We start from the raw sequence: 20,174 nt of genomic DNA on the forward strand, positions 1-20,174 counted from the left end.
GGGTCGCGTGTTTGGTGGTGGGGTGGGCTGGTTTTTCTGGTTGTTGTTTGTGAATTGCATAGTGGACGCGAGCATCTTTTGTGGCCAAGTTGTTTAGGGCACACGGTGGATGCCTTGGCATCAGGAGCCGATGAAGGACGTGGGAGGCTGCGTTAAGCCTCGGGGAGTCGCCAACCAGACGTTGATCCGGGGATGTCCGAATGGGGAAACCTAGCACCAGTCATGTGGTGTTGCCGCCGTCTGAATGTATAGGGCGGTTGGTGGTGACGCGGGGAAGTGAAACATCTCAGTACCCGTAGGAGAAGAAAACAATAGTGATTCCGTGAGTAGTGGTGAGCGAAAGCGGAGGAGGCTAAACCGTGCGCGTGTGATAGCCGGCGGGCGTTGCGTGTGCGGGGTTGTGGGAGCTTCTGGAGGAGACCGCTGTCTTCTCAAGCAGTGATAAATCGGTGTGGTAGTCGAACGTTCTGGGATGGGCGGCCGGAGACCGTGAAAGCCGGGTAGGTGAAATCATGCCGACTGCTGGGGGTTGTCCCGAGTAGCACGGGGCTCGAGGAATCCTGTGTGAATCTGCCAGGACCACCTGGTAAGCCTAAATACTTCCTGATGACCGATAGTGCACGAGTACCGTGAGGGAAAGGTGAAAAGCGCCCCGGTGAGGGGTTGTGAAATAGTACCTGAAACCGTGTGCCTACAAGCCGTGGGAGCGTACACAGGGTTCGCCTTGTGTGTGATGTGACTGCGTGCCTTTTGAAGAATGAGCCTGCGAGTCGTGGTGTGTGGCGAGGTTAACCCGGGTGGGGGAGCCGTAGCGAAAGCGAGTCTGAATAGGGCGTTTGAGTCGCATGCTGTGGACCCGAAGCGGAGTGATCTACGCATGGGCAGGGTGAAGCTCAGGTAAGACTGGGTGGAGGCCCGAACCCACCAGGGTTGAAAACCTGGGGGATGATCTGTGTGTAGGGGTGAAAGGCCAATCAAACTCCGTGATAGCTGGTTCTCCCCGAAATGCATTTAGGTGCAGCGTTGCGTGGTGCTTGCCGGAGGTAGGGCTCTGGTTGGCTGATGGGCCCGACAAGGTTACTGACGTCAGCCAAACTTCGAATGCCGGTAAGTTGAGCGTGGCAGTGAGACTGCGGGGGATAAGCTCCGTGGTCGAGAGGGAAACAGCCCAGATCGTCGACTAAGGCCCCTAAGCGTGTGCTGAGTGGGAAAGGATGTGGAGTCGCAGTGACAACCAGGAGGTTGGCTTAGAAGCAGCCATCCTTGAAAGAGTGCGTAATAGCTCACTGGTCAAGTGATTTTGCGCCGATAATGTAGCGGGGCTCAAGCATACCGCCGAAGTCGCGGCACCTGTGACTGGACGTTGTTCTGGTTGTGGGTGGGTAGGGGAGCGTCGTGCGTCCGGTGAAGCTGTCGAGTGATCGGTGGTGGAGGGTGCGCGAGTGAGAATGCAGGCATGAGTAGCGAGTCAGAAGTGAGAAACTTCTGCGCCGGATGACCAAGGGTTCCTGGGGCAGGTTGATCCGCCCAGGGTTAGTCGGGGCCTAAGGCGAGGCCGACAGGCGTAGTCGATGGATGACGGGTTGATATTCCCGTACCCGCTGTGGTGCGCCCATACTGAACCTGGTGATACTAAGAGTCCTTAGCCCCCTGTTGCCTTCGGGTGGCGGGTGAGGGTGAACGCTCGGCCTGAGCTGGTAGTAGGTAAGCGATGGGGTGACGCAGGAAGGTAGCCCATCCCGGGCGGTGGTTGTCCCGGGGTAAGCATGTAGGGCGAGGGGTAGGTAAATCCGCTCCTCATGTGCCTGAGGTGTGATGCCGAGCCGATTGTGGTGAAGTGGGTGATCCTATGCTGTCGAGAAAAGCCTCTAGTGAGTGCTGTGGCGGCCCGTACCCTAAACCGACTCAGGTGGTCAGGTAGAGAATACCGAGGCGGTCGGGTGAACTGTGGTTAAGGAACTCGGCAAATTGCCCCCGTAACTTCGGGAGAAGGGGGGCCTCTGCTGGTGATCGACTGTGCGTTGTGAGCTGGTGGGGGTCGCAGTGGCCAGGGGGAAGCGACTGTTTACTAAAAACACAGGTCCGTGCGAAGTCGTAAGACGATGTATACGGACTGACGCCTGCCCGGTGCCGGAACGTTAAGGGGACTGCTTAGCACTCTTCGGGGTGCGAAGGTGAGAACTTAAGCGCCGGTAAACGGCGGTGGTAACTATAACCATCCTAAGGTAGCGAAATTCCTTGTCGGGTAAGTTCCGACCTGCACGAATGGCGTAACGACTTCCCCGCTGTCTCAACCACAGGCCCGGTGAAATTGCAGTACGAGTAAAGATGCTCGTTTCGCGCAGCAGGACGGAAAGACCCCGGGACCTTCACTGCAGCTTGACATTGGTGTTTGGGGCGGCTTGTGTAGGATAGGTGGGAGACGGTGAAGCGGTGACGCTAGTTGTCGTGGAGTCATTGGTGAAATACCACTCTGGTCGTTTTGGATGTCTAACCCGCGCCCGTGGATCCGGGTGGGGGACAGTGTCTGGTGGGTAGTTTAACTGGGGCGGTTGCCTCCTAAAGGGTAACGGAGGCGCCCAAAGGTTCCCTCAGCCTGGTTGGTAATCAGGTGGTGAGTGTAAGTGCACAAGGGGGCTTGACTGTGAGACTGACGGGTCGAGCAGGAGCGAAAGCTGGGACTAGTGATCCGGCATCGGCGTGTGGAAGCGGTGTCGCTCAACGGCTAAAAGGTACCCCGGGGATAACAGGCTGATCTTCCCCAAGAGTCCATATCGACGGGATGGTTTGGCACCTCGATGTCGGCTCGTCGCATCCTGGGGCTGGAGTAGGTCCCAAGGGTTGGGCTGTTCGCCCATTAAAGCGGTACGCGAGCTGGGTTTAGAACGTCGCGAGACAGTTCGGTCCCTATCCGCTGCGCGCGCAGGAGACTTGTGAGGGGCTGTCCCTAGTACGAGAGGACCGGGACGGACGAACCTCTGGTGTGCCAGTTGTTCCGCCAGGAGCATGGCTGGTTGGCTACGTTCGGTAGGGATAACCGCTGAAAGCATCTAAGCGGGAAGCTTGCCTTTAGATGAGGTCTCCCACCCGTTTGGGGTAAGGCCCCCTGTAGATGATGGGGTTGATAGGCTGGGAGTGGAAGCGCGGTAACGTGTGGAGCTGACCGGTACTAATAGGCCGAGGACTTGACCACAAGATTTTTTCGGTGTTTGCGTCCACTGTGTGATTTTCGAGCAGCAACCGGACCGTGGTTGGCTGTTTGGTAGGGTTACGGCGGTTTTAGCGGTTGGGAAACACCCGGTTACATTCCGAACCCGGTAGTTAAGCCTTCCAGCGCCGATGGTACTGCATCCGTGGGGGTGTGGGAGAGTAGGTCGCCGCCGGACAATTGTGGTGTGTGGGCCGTCCCTTTTGTGGGGCGGCCTGCACGCGTTTCCGGGCTTTGTGCGTGTGTGGGTGTGGGGCGTGTGTTCGGGGGGTGGTGTGGCCCCCCGTTTTTTGTTGTGTGGGTGGAGGCGCTTCGGGGCTGTTCCTTGTCGGGCGGCCTGCGTGTTTCTGGGTCTGGTCGCGTTGTGCGGGGCTGGGTCGTTGGCGGTGTGTTCGGGGGGCGTCCCCCGTTTTCTGTGCCGGGTGCCGGGCGGGCGGGTGTCGGGAGGCCGTGGGTGCCTCCCTTTTTTTGTTTGCGGCCGGGGGTTCGTGGGGGTCGGTTCGTGTTGGCCGTGGGGGCGGTGCTGTGGCGCGTCCGTGGTGTGGGTGGGGGCGGGTGGGTGTTCCGGCCGGCGTAAGACCGTGCCGGGACCACCGCGCCCGGGGAGGCCGGAGGCCTCTGCCGCCAGGGCGTGACTGTCACGGCCGGCCGGAACAGCTGCCCGTCCCTGCCCGCACCTGTCAGGGCATCCGGCCCCGGCCACCCACCACATCAAACCCCGACACCCACATCTCCGTACACCAGCCACCCTCTCACTCCACTCGCTCCACCTCCCGACCCCTCGGCGTCGGGAGGACGCCCGAGAACATCACCGTCGCGGTGAGCCCGTACGCTGATGGTCGTGGAATACCGAGTCGCCGAGCAGGCCATCATGGCCAGAGGAGTGGAGTGGGATTTCCACCCCTCCCTTGAACGGATCAGCGCGCTGATGGAGCTCATCGGCGAACCGCAGAAAGCGTTTCAAGTCATCCATATCGCCGGGACCAACGGCAAGACGAGTACGGCTCGGATGATCGAGAGCCTGCTACGGGAACGTAATCTGCGTGTCGGCCGTTACACGAGCCCTCATCTCACCTCGGTCCGTGAACGCATCTCGGTGGATGGGGAGCCCCTTTCCGAGGCTCGTTTCACCGATGTCTACCGGGATATCGAGCCGTACCTCGAAATGATCGATACCAAGGTCGGGCGGCTGAGCTTCTTCGAGACGCTCACCGCGATGGCATTCGTCGCGTTCGCGGATGCGCCGGTCGATGTCGCGGTGATCGAGACGGGCATGGGTGGGGTCTGGGACGCCACCAACGTCGCGGACGGTGCGGTCGCCGTCATCACCCCGATCTCGTTGGATCACACCGAGTATCTCGGTCCGGACGTCGCGACGATCTCCAAGGAGAAGGCCGGCATCATCAAGCCGGGGGCGATGGCCATACTCGCGCAGCAGCCGCTTCCGGCCGCCGAGGTGCTGATGAGACGGGTGGCGGAGATGGGTGCGGTCGTCGCGCGTGAGGGGCTGGAGTTCGGCGTGCTCCACCGCGAGCTCGCGATAGGCGGTCAGATGCTCCAGTTCAAGGGCCTCAAGGGGGTGTACGAGGAGGTCTTCCTGCCGTTGTACGGTGCGCACCAGGCCGGGAACGCGGTGTGCGCGCTCGCGGCGGTAGAAGCGCTCACGGGAGGCGACGATCCCCTGGGTGACGAGGTCGTCAGGCAGGCGTTCGCGCGGGTGACGAGCCCGGGACGGCTGGAGGTCGTGAGGCGTGGTCCGACGGTTGTCATCGACGCCGCGCACAACCCCGGTGGAATGGAAGCCACGGTGGAGGCGCTGACCGAGGCGTTCGGTTTCACTCGGCTGATCGCCGTGGTGGCCGCCATGGGTGACAAGGACGTCAACACGATCCTTGAACTGCTCGAACCGGTGGTGGAGGAGGTCGTGGTCACCCGGAACTCCTCGCCGCGCTCGATGAAGCCGGACGAACTGGGCCTTCGGGCACAGAGCATCTTCGGATCGGATCGCGTCCATGTGGCTGGACGGCTCGATGACGCGATCGACATCGCCGTCACTCTGGCCGATCAGGGTGACGAGCTGGGGTCGGGGGTGCTCATCACCGGTTCCGTGGTGACCGTCGGAGAGGCCCGCATTCTGCTCGGGGTCGAGAGATGAGGCGATCTCTCGGGGCGGTGGCGGCCTTCCGGTGCGTCCGCGGTGTGGGACGTCACGGAAGCGGAATCGGGACGAACGACATGGGAAGAGCGAGATGAACTACCTGTTCGAGGTGACTCCCGGCAAACGCCGGCTGTGCGCGAGCGTGCTCGGCATGGAGGCCATCGTCGTCGCCCTGACCATCCCGGTGGCCATCACGATCAACGATGTTCCGGTGCCGCTCGCGGTGACGGTCGGGATCGGGCTCGCCGTCCTGTGCGTCGTGGTGACAGGTATGCTCAAGCGCCCGTACGCATACATCGCGGGATCAGTCATCCAGATCCTGGCGATAGCCACCGGATTTCTCGTTCCGGCCATGTTCTTCCTCGGATTGATCTTCGCGCTGCTCTGGATTACGGCCATCTTCGTCGCTCACCGTGTCGAAGGCGCGACGAAGCGCTAAAGTCGGCAACCATGGCCGTCCCTCCCATTCCGCAGGCCCGGACCGCCGTCGCGGTTCGCGCCGTGCGCGTTCCCCTGCTCCTGGACGTCGTCGCAGGGCTGCTCATCGTGGTGGCCCTGCCACTCGCCGTGGTCGCGATCCCGAACACGATCTCGGTCGTCGCGGCGCTGCTGCCTCCGGACGTCTCACACGTCGACATGATGCGAGCGCATGGTCTGGCGCTGCCCGCCATGCTGCTGACCGTGCCGCTCGCGTCTGTCGCCGTACGCCGGTTCCGCGCCGCGCCGATTCTCGTAGCGGGGCTCGCGCTGCTGGCGGTGGCCGACGCGGCCGGCGGGTACGCGGACTCGACGAGCGTGGTCGGGGTGCTGCGTGTCCTTCACGGCGTGGGGGCGGGGGCGCTCATCCCGGCGACGCTCGTCGTCGTCTCGGAACGGCCGCGCAGGAACGTCCTGCTGCCGATCTGGGCGGGGATGCTCACGGTGAGCCTGCTGGCGGCCCAGGCGCTCGCGCTCTGGCCGCTCGACGGTTCGGGCTCCTGGCGGGTCACGCTTCAGCCGTACCCGCTGCTGACCGGCGTCGCTCTCGTGCTGGCCGCCGCCTACCTGGTCCTGTGGCTGATCGAGGGCGCGGGCGAGGCGGACGAGGGCGGAGCCGGAGAGCCCGGCGGGGTACGGGCTTCCACCGCCGAGCGGGGGCGGCTCATGATGGCGGTGGTGCCGGCGGCGGGCATCGCGGCGCTCGCCATCTTCCTGACCTTCGACTGGCCCCCCGTCCTGGTCGTCGTCGCCGCCGCTGTCGCGGCGGCCGGTGTGCTGGTGATGCTGGGGCTCGGGGCGGCGGGCACGTTCGAGGGGCCGGGCGGGCGCACGCTTGCCTTCGTCAACGTGGCGATCGGTCTGATCGTGCTGCCCACGGCGGCGCAGACCACCTACATCGAACTGGGCGGGCTCGGCGGGCCCGGGCTGAAGGGCTTGTGGCTGCCGTTCCTCCTCGCCGCTGTGCTCGCTCTCGTCGCCGCCGTCGTCGTGGGCATGCTTCCGGAGCGGAAGGTGGCGCAGTTGCCGGCCGCGGGACTGGTGACGATGGTGGCCGGCCTCTGCGCCATCTGGTGGCTCGTGCCGGAACCTACGGGCTGGCCGCTCGTCGTGCCGTTCACGCTGCTCGCGGCGGGTTCCGCAGTGGCCCTGGTGAGCGCGTTCCGGCTGGCGGGAGTGGGGTCGGCGCTGCTGGGTCTGTCCATGTGCTTTCCCGCGGTGCTCGCCGGCTTCCTGCTCGGCACCGGCATCCAGGTCCTCATGCTGAACCTGATCAGCCAATCGGGACCGGCCACGGGAGAGGCGGTGGCGAACGGTTTCATCGACGCCCTGCACAAGTGGACGCAGGTAGGCGGCGGCGTGGTCGTCGGGATCATCATTCTGACCCAGTTCCTGGCCCGCCGCGCAGCGGCGCTTCCAGGGGCGGCGACGGCCGCCGGTACGGCCTCGCCCCTGGAGAGCAGACAGGACGCACAGGTGACGATCCCGGCGCCGACTCCGTCGCCCGAGGGTGACAAAGGTACGGCCGGAGACGCGGGCGGGGACCGGTAAGCTGCCGTTGCGGTTGGAGCCCTGGGACTGACCCGGGCGCCGGGACGATCTCGCCAGAAAACAGGGATCTCCGGGTGGACACCGCCACCGAGCCGCGTACATCCGGCGAGCAGCCCCGCTGCCCCATTCGACAAGGAGAGAAACCGTGTCCGAGCGTACGCTTGTCCTGATCAAACCGGACGGGGTCCGTCGCGGCCTCATCGGCGACGTCATCGGCCGGATCGAGCGCAAGGGCCTGAAGGTCGTGGCGATGGACCTGCGCACGCTCGACGCCGAGACCGCCAAGGCCCACTACGCCGAGCACTCCGAGCGTCCGTTCTTCGGCGAGCTGGTCGAGTTCATCACCTCGGCTCCACTGGTGGCGCTTGTGGTGGAGGGGCCGCGCGCGATCGAGGCGTTCCGTGCGCTGGCGGGTGCCACCGACCCGGTCAAGTCGCCTCCCGGCACCATCCGCGGCGACCACGCCCTGGAGATCGGCGAGAACATCGTGCACGGCTCCGACTCGCCCGAGTCGGCCGCCCGTGAAATCAAGATCTTCTTTCCTGACCGCTTCTGAGGCTTCGCTTTGCCGCACAGCAGGCCCCGGGCTAAACCCGGGGCCTGCGGTGTTTTCCCAGGTGGTGACCATCATCTGGCCGGGGTGGCGGCGATTTTTCCGGTGCCTGATGGCTCGATGTGCCGAGTCATGGACGCACCGAGTTACGATTCGAGTGCGATGAGTTATCCCGCTAACCACCTGAAGGAAGGCTTCCTTCCGCATGGGCAGCAAGCTGACATTCCTGGGCCGTGACATGGCTGTCGACCTTGGCACGGCGAACACTCTGGTCTACGTGCGAGGCCGCGGCGTCGTGCTGAACGAGCCGTCGGTCGTCGCCATCAACGTCACGACAGGAAAGATCGTGGCGGTTGGCATAGAAGCGAAGCGCATGATCGGGCGTACGCCCGGCAACATCGTCGCGATTCGCCCCCTGCGAGACGGGGTGATCGCGGACTTCGATGTGACCGAGCGTATGTTGCGATATTTCATTCAGAAGGTGCACCGGCGCACGCACTTCGTGCGGCCTCGCATCATTGTGGCGGTTCCCAGCGGCATCACCGCGGTCGAGCAGCGCGCGGTGAAGGAAGCGGGATACCAGGCCGGTGCCCGGCGTGTTTACATCATCGAGGAGCCGATGGCGGCCGCGATCGGGGCCGGTCTGCCCGTCCACGAACCCACCGGAAACATGGTGGTCGACATAGGAGGCGGCACCACCGAGGTGGCCATCATCTCGATGGGCGGCATCGTGACCAGCCAGTCGATCCGCGTGGCGGGTGACGAACTCGACGAGGCGGTCGTCGCCTTCGCCAAGAAGGAATACTCCATGATGCTGGGGGACCGGACCGCCGAGGAAGTGAAGATCTCGATCGGGTCGGCCGGTCCCTCCGGTGAAGAGGTCCACGCCGAGGTCCGCGGCCGGGACCTGGTGTCCGGCCTGCCCAAGACGGTGGTCATCTCGAGCGAAGAGATCCGCCGGGCGATGTGCGAGCAGGTCAACGTGATCGTCGACACGGTGAAGACCACGCTGGACAAGTGCCCGCCCGAGCTCTCGGGTGACCTCATGGATCGAGGCATCGCGGTGACCGGCGGGGGCGGCCTGCTCAAGGGCATGGTCGACCGGTTGCGCGAGGAGACGGGGATGCCCGTCCACCTGGCGGACAACGCGCTCGACTCGGTCGCGATGGGGTCGGGCAGGTGCGTGGAGGACTTCGAGGCCCTGCAGCAGGTGCTCGTACCCGAGCCCCGCAACTAGGGAGTGTCTGGCAAATCGGCGACGGAGGGCATTTGCCAGACCCTCCCGGGGGCTCGCCCGGACCCGTGCCGCCCCATCCGGTGGGGCTGACGTTCTCGGTTCCTGGACACACGACTTAAGGAGCGGTCATGAGAGACACCCGCCGCGCCCGTCTCGCGGTCGGACTTCTCCTCGCCGCCGCACTGGTCCTGATCACCGTGGATCACCGGGTGGGCAGCGGGCCGGTCCTCGGCCCGGTGCACGACATGGCATCCGGGATCTTCTCCAAGGCCGAGCAGGTGAGTGCGACCGTCACCAAGCCGGTCAGGGACTTCGTGGGCATGCTCCGGGCCGCTCCGGAAGCGGAGCGGACCATCGTCGCGCTGCGCAAGGAGAACGCGAAGCTGCGCACCGAGGTCGCCTCCCTGCAGCTCGACGGCACCCGGGCCGCGAAGCTGGACCGGATGCTCGGGCTGGCGGGTCTGGGTCGTTACCGGGTCGTGCCGGCTCAGGTGCTGGCGCGGCGGGACTTCCCGGGGTTCGAGGACGCCGTCGAGATCGACGCGGGCACGAACGACGGGGTGCGGCCCGACATGACCGTGCTCACCGGCGCCGGGCTCGTCGGCCGCGTGGTCAGGGCGGCGGCCGACAGCGCGACCGTGGCGCTGCTCACCGATCCCGCCATCTCGGCGGGAGCCCGTCTCGAAGGCGGCAACCAGATCGGCGTCGTGAGCGGCCTGGGCGAGGCGGGAGGCGGCGACAACCTGATCAAGTTCCGGCTGCTCGACTCGACGGTGCCGCTGCCTCCGGGCGGCCGGATCGTCTCCTTCGGCTCGCAGCGCAGCAAGCCGTACGTCCCGGGTGTGCCCATCGGAGAGATCCAGCGGGTGGAGTCGCTGCCGGGAGAGCTCACCAAGATCGCATACGTCGAGCCGTTCACCGACTTCTCGTCGCTCGACGTCGTCGGGGTCGTGACCCAGGCGCCCAAGCGCGATCCGCGCGACTCGGTGCTCCCGCCGGTTCCGCAGCAGGCCAAGCAGGCGCGCGATCGTGCGGACAAGAACAAGCGAGCCGATCGTGACGACGAGGCGGCCGATGAGACGCGGGCCCAGGCCGAGCCGTGGGCGCAGATGGAGGAGGGAAGAGGCGGCGCGGAGCCCGGGAACCGGAACCGCCGTCCGCGGGCACATGATGCGCCGCGCCGTCCGGCGGCCGCGGGAGCGGCGCGCAGCGACGGGAGGAACTGACCCTGATGCTCCGCAACATGTCCGCGGCACTGCTGATCTTCGCCGCCATGGTGCTGCAGGTGAGCCTGGTGAACCGGCTGCTCGGCGCGTACGCACCGGACTTCGTGCTGCTGACCATTCTGACGCTCGCCGCGCTGCGAGGGCCGACGGCCGGAGCGGTGATCGGTTTCTGCGGCGGCCTCGCCTACGACCTGCTGCCGCCGGCCAGTCACACGCTCGGGCAGTACGCGCTGCTGCTGTGCGCGCTCGGTTTCGTCGCGGGCAGGTTCGGCGAGAACGCGCCGATGCTCACGGTGGCGATCTTCGCGGTCATCGCGCCCGGTCTGGCCGCGGGGATCGGCGCGTTGCTGGGCAATCCCGGAGTCACCTGGACCGTCCTGGGCACGGCCTGGCCGCGCGCCGCGCTGTGTGACCTGGTGGCCGCCCCCGCCGTGGTGTGGCTGCTGTCCGGCCGCTACCGGCAGCGAAGACGCGGCAGGACCGGGTCGCACGGGACGAGGCCGACGACGGGTTGGGGACGGGGGATGGCATGACACGGTTGCGGGGGCGACTGCTTGTCCTGCAGGTGCTCGTGATCGCGATGATCGTGGTGCTCGTCGTCCGGCTGTGGCAGGTGCAGGTCGTGCAGGGGGACAGGTACGTCGTCGTCGCGACCGAGACGCGTACCCGCGAGGTGCGGGTGCCGGCGGTACGCGGCTCGATCCTCGACTCGTCGGGCCAGCCGCTGGTCCGCAACCGCACCAGTCTGGTGGTGTCGATCGACCGGTCCAGGCTCGAACGGATGCCCGACGGCGGTGCCGCGGTGCTCCGGCGGCTGTCGCCTGTGCTGGGCATCCCGTACGAGAAGCTGAAAACGCAGATCCGCGCCTGTGGGCCGGGCGTCTCGAAGCCCTGCTGGCCGGGCTCGCCGTACACTCCGATCCCCGTCGCCGAGCACGTGAAGACCCGGCAGGCGCTGCAGATCCTGGAACGCCAGGAGGACTTCCCGGGTGTCACGGCCGAGATCCAGGCGAGGCGCGACTACCCGCACGGCAAGGACGCCGTCCAGTTGCTCGGCTACCTTCAGCCGGTCACCGAGCAGGAGTTGGAGAAGCGCGAGGGGCTCAAGGCGAACTACTCCGGTGTCGACCTGACCGGCCGGGGCGGGCTGGAGGCGACCTACGACGCGGCGCTGCGTGGCAAGCCGGGCCTGCGGCGGGTCCAGGTGGACCGGATGGGCAAGGTCATCAAGGTGGATCAGCGGTCGGACCCGGTGCCCGGCGACATTCTGGTCACCAGCATCGACGAGCGGGTCCAGCGGATCGTGGAGAAGTCGCTCGACCAGGCGATGCGGGAGACGCCGCAGTCCGACGGGGCGGCGGGCGTCGTGCTGGACGTGAAGACCGGACGGGTGGTCGCGATGGCCAGCAGGCCGAATTACGACCCCAAGGTCTGGGTGGGCGGCATCTCCGAGAAGGACTATCGGTGGCTGCTGTCGGATAAGTCGGGTAAGCCGCTCATGTCGCGGGCGATCAGCGGCACGTTCGCCCCCGGGTCCACCTTCAAGATCAGCTCGGCCTCGGCGATGATCGCCGACGGCGCCTCGCTGAACGGCGCCTACGAGTGCCCGAGCTCCTACACCGCCGCCGGCCGCTCGTACAGCAACGCCGGCGGCATGTCCCTGGGGTCGATCTCACTGCACACGGCGCTCGAGAAGTCCTGCGACACGGTGTTCTACAGGGCGGGATACGAGCAGTGGAAGCGCGACGGCGGCGAGAAGCCGACCGGCACTCCCAAGGAGCCGATGACCCACATGGCCAAGGCGTACGGCTTCGGCCACCGCACCGGCATCGATCTGCCGGGTGAGAGCCCGGGCCTGATCCCGAGCCGGGAGTGGAAGAAGAAGCTGTGGAATTCGATGAAGGACACCATGTGCCGGCGGGCCAAGACCGGCTACCCCGAGATGAAGAACGCCGCCAAGGCGGCGTACGCCAAGCGGCTCGCCCACGAGAACTGCGTGGAGGGCTACATCTGGCACGCCTACGAGGCGATCAACTTCTCGATCGGTCAGGGCGCCGTGCTGGTGACGCCGCTCCAGCTCGCCCGCGCGTACGCCGCGCTCGTCGGCGACGGCAACGTGCGCAGCCCGCGGATCGGCTGGGCCCTGGTCCGGCCGGACGGCACGCTGGTCAAGGAGATCCCGGTGCCGATCGAGGGCCATCTGCCCATCAGCGACGAGGTACGCGACTACATACGCAAGGCGCTGGCCCAGGTGCCGGTGACCGGTACGGCAGCGGCCGTGTTCCGCGGGTTCGACTTCAACCGGGTGAAGGTCGGCGGCAAGACCGGTACGGCGGAGGTCTACGGCAAGAACGACACGTCGTGGTTCGCCTCCTTCGCCCCCGCGGACAATCCGCGCTTCGTGGCCGTCGTGATGGTGTCCCAGGGCGGATGGGGCGCCTCCACCGCCGCGCCCGCCGTACGCCGGATCTGGGAGGGGATCTTCGGAGTGGGCAAGGGCGAGGACGGCAAGCCGCTCAAGCCGGCGCTTCCGGACGGCAGGCCCGCGGCGCGGCTGCCGGTGATCAGGGATGGGGTGGCGGCCCAGTGATGCGAGATGACTGACGCGCTGCGGGTTCGGCGGCGATCGCTCGTACGGCGGGCCGTGGGCCAGGGGGCGCCCCTGTGGCGGATGGACGGCATCCTGCTCGGTGCGGTCGTCGCGCTCAGCGTCATCAGCACGCTCCTGGTCTGGTCGTCCACCCGGCAGTGGAACTCGGCCGAGCCGACCGCGATGGTCAAGAAGCACGTGCTCAACCTGGGCATCGGGCTCGCGCTCTACAGCGCCGTGGCGGTGTCCGACTACCGGGTGCTGCGCCGGTACGCGCCGCTGGTGTTCGGCATCGCGACCCTGGGACTGCTGCTCGTCCTCACACCGATGGGCGCGACGGTCAACGGCCACCACTCGTGGATCATGCTGGGGGGCGGCTTCGCCGTACAGCCGGGCGAGCTGGCGAAACCGGCGCTGGTGCTGATGCTGGCGGTGCTGCTGGCCCGGACCGGGGACAAGAAGAAGGACCGGCCGCGCTATCTGGACGTCGGCTTGTGCCTCGTCATCTGGGGCGTCACCGTGACCCTGGTCATGCTGGAGCCCGACCTCGGCACCACGACGGTGTTGACGGCGATCACGGCCGGCATGATCGTGTACGCGGGTGTGCACAAGCGGCTGGTCGTGGCCGGGCTGGTGCTGGCGGCCGCCGGCGCGGCGGCCGTGTGGTTCCTCGGGCTGCTCAAGCCGTACCAGGTGGCCCGGTTCACCGCGCTGATGGACCCGTCGACCGACCCGCGCGGAATCGGCTACAACAGCAGACAGGCGCTGGTCGCGATCGGTTCGGGCGAGTTGTTCGGCAAGGGCCTGTTCCACGGCGGGCAGACGACCGGCCGTTTCGTGCCCGAGCAGCACACCGACTTCATCTTCACTGTGGCCGGGGAGGAACTGGGCTTCGTCGGGTCGGCGGTCGTGGTGCTGCTGCTCGGCGTGGTGCTGCTGCGATGCCTGCGGATCGCCCGGCTGTGCGAGGACCGGTTCGCCGCGCTCGTGGCCGGGGGCGTCGTGACCTGGCTGGGGTTCCAGACTCTGGTCAACGTCGGCATGACCATCGGGATCATGCCGATCACCGGCGTGCCCCTGCCGTTCGTCTCGTACGGCGGCACCGCGACGTTCGCCAACATGATGGCGGTCGGCGTGCTGCAGGCGATCCACATCAAGGACCGGGTGTTCGGCTGAGCGCGTGTCCGTCGAGCGAGCCGAGGCCCCATCTGAGCCGATACCCTGGAGCCATGTCTGTCGAGTCGTTGTTTCCTCGCCTGGAAGCGCTGCTGCACCGGGTGCAGAAGCCGATCCAGTACGTCGGAGGTGAGCTGAACTCGACGGTCAAGGACTGGGACGAGGCGACCGTCCGGTGGGCGCTGATGTATCCGGACGCCTATGAGGTCGGCCTGCCCAACCAGGGGGTGCAGATCCTCTACGAGATCCTCAACGAGCTGCCCGGGACGCTGGCCGAGCGGACGTACACGGTCTGGCCGGATCTCGAGGCGCTCATGCGGGCCGAGGGCGTCCCCCAGTTCACCGTCGACGCGCACCGGCCGGTGCGGGCGTTCGACGTCCTGGGCGTGTCGTTCGCCACCGAGCTCGGCTACACCAACCTGCTCACCGCGCTCGATCTGGCGGGTATCCCGTTCCGCGCGGTGGAGCGGACCGAAGAGGACCCGATCGTGCTGGCCGGAGGCCACGCCGCGTTCAACCCCGAGCCCGTCGCCGACTTCCTCGACGCCGCCGTGCTCGGCGACGGCGAGCAGATCGCCATCGCGATCAGCGAGGTGCTGCGCGAGTGGAAGGAAGAGGGCTCGCCCGGGGGCCGCGACGAGCTGCTCATGCGCCTCGCCTCCACCGGCGGGGTCTACGTCCCGAAGTTCTTCGACGTCGAGTATCACCCCGACGGCCGCATCAAACGGGTCGTGCCGAACCGGCCGGGGGTCCCCTCGCGGGTGTTCAAACACACGGTCATGGACCTGGACGAGTGGCCGTACCCGAAGAAGCCGCTGGTCCCGCTCGCCGAGACCGTCCACGAGCGGTTCAGCGTGGAGATCTTCCGCGGCTGCACCCGCGGCTGCCGCTTCTGCCAGGCGGGGATGATCACCCGTCCGGTGCGTGAACGGTCGATCACGACGATCGGCGACATGGTCGAGGTGGGCGTCAAGGAGTCAGGCTTCAGCGAGGTCGGCCTGCTGTCGCTGTCCAGCGCGGACCACTCGGAGATCGCCGACGTCACCAGGGGTCTCGCCGACCGCTACGAGGGCAGCCAGATCGGTCTGTCCCTGCCGTCCACACGGGTCGACGCCTTCAACGTCGACCTCGCGGGCGAGCTGTCGAGGAACGGGCGCCGCTCGGGGCTCACCTTCGCACCCGAGGGCGGATCCGAGCGGATGCGCAAGGTGATCAACAAGATGGTCACCGAGGAGGACCTGATCCGTACGGTCACCACGGCCTACAGCCAGGGCTGGCGGCAGGTGAAGCTGTACTTCATGTGCGGGCTGCCCACGGAGGAGGACGCCGACGTCCTCGCCATCGCCGGCCTGGCCAAGCAGGTCATCAAGGCGGGGCGGGAGGCGACCGGCTCCAGGGACATCCGCTGCACGGTCTCCATCGGCGGGTTCGTGCCCAAGCCGCACACGCCGTTCCAGTGGGCGGCCCAGTGCGACCACGAGACGGTGGACCGCCGCCTGCGCGCGCTCCGCGACGCCATGCGCGCGGACAAGGAGTACGGCAGGGCGATCGGCTACCGCTACCACGACGGGAAGCCGTCGATCGTGGAGGGCCTGCTGTCGCGTGGCGACCGCCGTGTCGGCGCGGTCATCCGGGCCGTGTGGGAGGACGGCGGTCGGTTCGACGGCTGGAGCGAGCACTTCTCCTACGACCGCTGGATGGCGGCGGCGGAGCGGGTCTTCGCCGGCGGGCCGGTGGACGTCGACTGGTACACCATCAGGGAGCGCGACGAGCACGAGGTCCTCCCGTGGGATCACCTCGACGCCGGGCTCGACCGTGAATGGCTGTGGCAGGACTGGCAGGACGCGCTGGGCGGCGTCGAGGTCGAGGACTGCCGCTGGACGCCCTGCTACGACTGCGGCGTGTGCCCCACGATGGGGACGGAGATCCAGGTCGGCCCCACCGGAAGGAAGCTGCTGCCGCTCACGGTCCTGTGACCTCGGGGTCGTGACCGGCAAACCACGATCTGCCGGGTGCGGCTCGGTGGATCGTCTGATCGGGCGGCGGGCGGCACTCCCCGGGCGCGGCTATTCTGGAAGATGATTGACCGAAACCGGAAGGATGGCGGAACCCTGAAACCCGTACCCGATGGGCCATCGCCCGAGCCCGTGGTGCAGCGCCTCAGGGTGCGGTACGCCAAACGGGGGCGGCTGCGTTTCACCAGTCACCGTGACATCTCCCGCGCCGTCGAAAGGGCGGTACGGCGGGCCGGCGTCCCGGTGGCCTACAGCGCGGGATTCAGCCCCCATCCGAAGATCTCCTATGCCGGCGCCGCTCCGACTGGGGTGGCGAGTGAGGCCGAGTACCTCGAGATCGGTGTGAACCGGCCGTGCGATCCGCGGCGGATCCGTGCCGAACTCGACGCGTCGCTGCCGCCGGGCCTCGACGTTCTGGACGTGATAGAGGCGCGCACCGGGAACCTCGCGGACCGGCTGGAGGGCTCGGCGTGGGAACTGCGGCTTCCCGGGGCCGATCCGGCCGCGGTGGAGCAGGCGGTACGGGAGTTCTCGGCTGCCGACCGGGTAGAGGTCGAGCGCCTGACCAAGAAAGGTATGCGGCGGTTCGACACCCGCCAGGCCGTGTGTTCGCTGGCCGTCATGAACGGGGCGGGAACAACGGCAGGTCAGGAGACCGTTCAGCCGTGTGTCATACTTCGTATGGTTGTTCGGCACGAAACTCCTGCCGTCCGGCCCGACGACGTGCTCATGGGTTTGCGTCTCGTGGCAGGCTTCGCGCCGCCGTCGCCTCCCGAGGTGACCAGGCTGGCGCAGGGGCCGCTCGACGCTGTGACCGGTGAGCCCGCTGACCCGTTCGACCTCGACCGGGCAGGCGGAGACCGATAAGACTTGCCGCTGCGGCACCCTCGCGGAGCGCGGCGGACCACGAGAGACGAGAGCCTCCGTGCGGCGCGGCGACGCGCCCGGAGGCTGACGGGAGAGCGCCCGCATGCTCGACAACGAGCCCACTGACGGGGCTGTGAGCCTTGACGGTGATACGACGACAGGTGATACGACAACCGAAGAAAGGGAGCACGGTTCCGGTGTGAGCGAAGCCTCGCCCGCCGAGCCGCAGCGGCGCCGTGCGGCGAGCCGCCCGGCTGGGCCTCCTCCGGAGCCGGACGAGCTGCCGCCGGTCGCCACCGTGACGACGGTGGCCGCGGGCGCCGCACACGTCGTGGCGGAGCCGGCCGAGTCGCCGCGACCGCGGCGGGCCACTCGCCGCCGTGCCACCCCAGAGCCGGAGCCGGCCGAGGCGTCCGGCGAGGCGCCCGCCGAGATCTCTGCCGAGATTCCCGCAGAGACCGCTGAGGCCCCCGAGCCGGTCACGGAGGAACCCGCCAAGCCGGTACGGCGCAGCCGTACCCGCAAGCGGGCCGAGGCACAGGAACCGCAGGAGACCCACGAGGCGGCGGACGAGACCCGGGCGGAGCAGCCCGAGGCGGCCGAGGAGACCCCGGCCAGAACCCGGCGGCGCGCCGGCCGGAAGAAGGACGAAGAGGCGTCCGCTGCACCGAAGCGATCCTCGGTGACCGAGCGGGTGACCGCGGAACGATCCAGTGCGGCGATGAGCGCGGCCGAGGCCGAGGTCGCCGCCGTGCTGCGGCTCGGCGTGCCGTCGGCCGACCTCCCGGAGGAGCGGGCCGATGCGGAGCCACTCGACGAGGCCGATGCCGCGGCGGAACCGGCCGAGGATGGGCCGTCGGCCGTGCTGACCGACCCGTTCGGCCTGCACGTGCAGCGGCCGGCCGTCCCGTCGGTGTCGTTCCAGGCGCCGTCGGCGCTGTTCCAGCCGCTCTTCCAGGCGCCGGATCCGTTCGCCGTGCCGGCTCAGCGCACCGCGGAACCGGAGGAGCAGGCCGAGACCGACGAGGCGACGGCGGCCACCGAGGAGGAGGCCGAGGGGGAGGGCACGCCACGCCGGCGTCGCCGCCGCCGGGGCGGTCGCGGACGCGGCCTGCGCGGCCAGGAGGGCGAGGACGGCGAGGAGTCCGACTCCGAGGCGGAGGAGACGCACGAGGAGCCGGCCGAGGACGACGACGGCGCGCAGACGGATGCCGACGGCGGGCAGGGCACCTCGCGCCGCAGGCGTCGTCGCCGCCGCAGGGGCGGTGACGAGGCCGAGCCCACCGCCGACGACCCGCCGAACACGGTGGTCCGCATCCGCGCGCCCCGCGCCACCCGCTCCACGTCGATCGACGAGGTGCAGGGCGTGCGCGGCTCCACCCGGCTGGAGGCGAAGAAGCAGCGCCGCCGCGAAGGCCGCGAGCTGGGCCGCCGTCGTCCGCCGATCATCACGGAGTCGGAGTTCCTGGCCCGTCGTGAGTCGGTCGAGCGCGTCATGATCGTACGCCGTCACGGCGGCCGCACCCAGATCGCGGTCCTGGAGGACGGCGTGCTCGTCGAGCACTACGTCGACCGCGAGTCGAGCCAGTCCTACGTCGGCAACGTGTACCTGGGCAAGGTCCAGAACGTGCTGCCCTCGATGGAGGCGGCGTTCGTCGACGTCGGCAAGGGCCGCAACGCCGTGCTGTACGCGGGCGAGGTCAACTTCGACACCATCGGCCTCGAAGGCCAGCCGAAGCGGATCGAGGCGGCGCTGAAGTCCGGCCAGTCCGTGCTCGTCCAGGTCACCAAGGACCCGATCGGGCACAAGGGTGCGCGGCTGACCTCCCAGATAAGCCTGCCCGGCCGCTACCTGGTCTACGTGCCGGACGGCTCGATGACCGGGATCTCCCGCAAGCTGCCCGACAAGGAACGGGCGCGGCTCAAGCAGATCCTCAAGAAGGTGATGCCGGAGAACGCGGGCGTGATAGTCCGTACGGCCGCGGAGGGCGCCTCTGAGGAGGAGCTCAGCCGCGACGTGGCGAGGCTGTCGGCGCAGTGGGAGAACATCCAGCGCAAGGCCAAGTCGGCCAGCCCGCCCGAGTTGCTCTCCGGTGAGCCCGACCTGACGATCCGGGTGGTCCGCGACATCTTCAACGAGGACTTCAGCTCGCTGGTGGTCGAGGGCGAGGACGCGTGGGTGACGGTGGACGAGTACGTCCGCTACGTCGCGCCGCATCTCGCCGATCGCCTGTCCAGGTGGGAGGAGGAGACGAGCGACGTCTTCACCGCCTACCGGGTGGACGAGCAGATCGCCAAGGCGATGGAGCGCAAGGTGTGGCTGCCCTCCGGCGGCTCGCTCGTGATCGACCGCACGGAGGCGATGACGGTCGTCGACGTCAACACGGGCAAGTTCACCGGGCAGGGCGGAAACCTCGAGGAGACCGTCACCCGCAACAACCTGGAGGCGGCCGAGGAGATCGTCCGCCAGCTCCGGTTGCGGGACATCGGCGGCATCATCGTGATCGACTTCATCGACATGGTGCTGGAGAGCAACCGCGACCTCGTGCTCCGCCGGCTGCTGGAGTGCCTGGCGCGGGACCGGACCAAGCACCAGGTGGCCGAGGTCACCTCGCTCGGCCTCGTCCAGATGACCCGCAAGCGGGTCGGCCAGGGCCTCCTGGAGGCGTTCTCGACGCCGTGTGACTGCTGTAACGGACGCGGCATCATCGTCTCCACCGAGCCGGTCGAGGCGAAGCAGGAGCCACGCGGTACGCAGGGCAAGATGGCCGTCGAGAAGGCGGTGGCGGACAAGCTGGGCGGCTCCGGCGAGAGCACGGCGGTGGCCGCTGCCGCCACCGTGCGGAACGGCGTCACCGACTCCCTGTCGTCGGCCGCGTCCTCGGAGGAGGGCGAGGTCTCGACACAGCCGCGTACGCGGCGCCGTTCCCGCAGGAAGACGAGTGACTGACGACAGTGACATCCGCGTGATGTCCGAGTGACGACTCAGGCTCTCCGGCTTTCCACCCGGTTCGACCTCGGTACCGATAATCCGGTACTCTAGTCAACCGGCGCGTCTGGTGAGCGCGCCTGGCTTCGCGCGCCTGCCCGGAAAGCCGGTCGTGTAATCGACAGCA

12 protein-coding genes and 2 rRNA genes are annotated in these 20,174 nt (G+C 67.6%); all 14 read left to right on the forward strand.

Translation table 11 applies throughout. The features are described 5' to 3' along the window. Positions 1 to 82 precede the first annotated feature (82 nt). Positions 83 to 3,193: ribosomal RNA gene (locus ACQP1K_RS08330) — 23S ribosomal RNA — on the forward strand. 76 nt (positions 3,194 to 3,269) lie between these two features. Then, positions 3,270 to 3,386: ribosomal RNA gene (gene rrf, locus ACQP1K_RS08335) — 5S ribosomal RNA — on the forward strand. A gap of 693 nt (positions 3,387 to 4,079) precedes the next feature. Then, positions 4,080 to 5,363 (forward strand): bifunctional folylpolyglutamate synthase/dihydrofolate synthase, encoded by a 1,284-nt coding sequence (locus ACQP1K_RS08340; protein ID WP_433501517.1) that lies wholly within the window; start codon positions 4,080 to 4,082, stop codon positions 5,361 to 5,363. 94 nt (positions 5,364 to 5,457) lie between these two features. Continuing rightward, complete coding sequence (locus tag ACQP1K_RS08345) at positions 5,458 to 5,805, forward strand: DUF4233 domain-containing protein (RefSeq protein ID WP_433500296.1); 348 nt, start codon at positions 5,458 to 5,460, stop codon at positions 5,803 to 5,805. 11 nt (positions 5,806 to 5,816) lie between these two features. Further along, on the forward strand, positions 5,817 to 7,394 hold the full coding sequence (locus ACQP1K_RS08350; protein WP_433500297.1) for a hypothetical protein: 1,578 nt from the start codon (positions 5,817 to 5,819) through the stop codon (positions 7,392 to 7,394). Positions 7,395 to 7,539: 145 nt separating this feature from the next. After that, the gene (ndk, locus tag ACQP1K_RS08355; protein WP_433500298.1) at positions 7,540 to 7,950 is read left to right on the forward strand and encodes a nucleoside-diphosphate kinase; all 411 of its coding nucleotides are present in this window, start codon (positions 7,540 to 7,542) and stop codon (positions 7,948 to 7,950) included. Positions 7,951 to 8,152: 202 nt separating this feature from the next. Continuing rightward, on the forward strand, positions 8,153 to 9,184 hold the full coding sequence (locus ACQP1K_RS08360) for a rod shape-determining protein (RefSeq protein WP_433500299.1): 1,032 nt from the start codon (positions 8,153 to 8,155) through the stop codon (positions 9,182 to 9,184). A 128-nt stretch (positions 9,185 to 9,312) separates the two neighbouring features. Continuing rightward, the gene (gene mreC, locus ACQP1K_RS08365) at positions 9,313 to 10,410 is read left to right on the forward strand and encodes a rod shape-determining protein MreC (protein WP_433500300.1); all 1,098 of its coding nucleotides are present in this window, start codon (positions 9,313 to 9,315) and stop codon (positions 10,408 to 10,410) included. 17 nt (positions 10,411 to 10,427) lie between these two features. Then, positions 10,428 to 10,943 (forward strand): rod shape-determining protein MreD, encoded by a 516-nt coding sequence (mreD, locus tag ACQP1K_RS08370; protein WP_433500301.1) that lies wholly within the window; start codon positions 10,428 to 10,430, stop codon positions 10,941 to 10,943. Beyond that, complete coding sequence (mrdA, locus tag ACQP1K_RS08375; RefSeq protein WP_433500302.1) at positions 10,940 to 13,000, forward strand: penicillin-binding protein 2; 2,061 nt, start codon at positions 10,940 to 10,942, stop codon at positions 12,998 to 13,000. Before mreD ends, mrdA begins: the two co-directional genes overlap by 4 nt. Positions 13,001 to 13,006: 6 nt before the next feature. Further along, complete coding sequence (rodA, locus tag ACQP1K_RS08380; protein WP_433500303.1) at positions 13,007 to 14,176, forward strand: rod shape-determining protein RodA; 1,170 nt, start codon at positions 13,007 to 13,009, stop codon at positions 14,174 to 14,176. Between the two features lie 53 nt (positions 14,177 to 14,229). After that, positions 14,230 to 16,152 carry a TIGR03960 family B12-binding radical SAM protein gene (locus tag ACQP1K_RS08385; protein WP_433500304.1) on the forward strand — a complete coding sequence of 641 codons (1,923 nt, stop codon included), beginning with the start codon at positions 14,230 to 14,232 and terminating at the stop codon, positions 16,150 to 16,152. A gap of 174 nt (positions 16,153 to 16,326) precedes the next feature. Further along, positions 16,327 to 17,058, forward strand: a complete 732-nt coding sequence (locus tag ACQP1K_RS08390; protein ID WP_433501518.1) for a TIGR03936 family radical SAM-associated protein — start codon at positions 16,327 to 16,329, stop codon at positions 17,056 to 17,058. A 103-nt stretch (positions 17,059 to 17,161) separates the two neighbouring features. Further along, entirely contained in the window at positions 17,162 to 20,008 is a 2,847-nt protein-coding gene (locus ACQP1K_RS08395; protein ID WP_433500305.1) for an Rne/Rng family ribonuclease, read from the forward strand. Positions 20,009 to 20,174: the final 166 nt, after the last annotated feature.

It is taken from the genome of Sphaerimonospora sp. CA-214678, from assembly GCF_050942215.1.
GTDB lineage: Bacteria > Actinomycetota > Actinomycetes > Streptosporangiales > Streptosporangiaceae > Sphaerimonospora.